General features: G+C 46.3%; 1 protein-coding gene. It reads right to left on the reverse strand.

The genetic code is table 11. The features are described 5' to 3' along the window. On the reverse strand, positions 1-255 hold a 255-nt coding region (locus H8K52_RS20895), incomplete at both ends, for a histidine phosphatase family protein (protein WP_186924823.1).

The raw sequence follows: 255 nt of genomic DNA on the forward strand, positions 1-255 counted from the left end.
TAGGTCACCCAAATGCTCAATATCTCCCCAACTGACAAGTGAGAGCTGACCATCTTGATAGACAAAACGATTGATACTGGCGTTGTAAATGGTGATGGTGCGTTCTGCATTGAGTGGTAAATTCATTTCTTCACGATACGCACATTCGAGTACACCGCCGTGAGCGACTAAGGCGATTTTCTTGCCTTCGAATTGTTGGGCGTGGTGCACAATACTATCGATCGTGCGTTGATGAAATTCGCGTATGCTTTCGCC

It is taken from the genome of Affinundibacterium seohonense, from assembly GCF_014284305.1.
Taxonomy (GTDB): Bacteria; Pseudomonadota; Gammaproteobacteria; order Burkholderiales; family Burkholderiaceae_D; genus Undibacterium; species Undibacterium seohonense.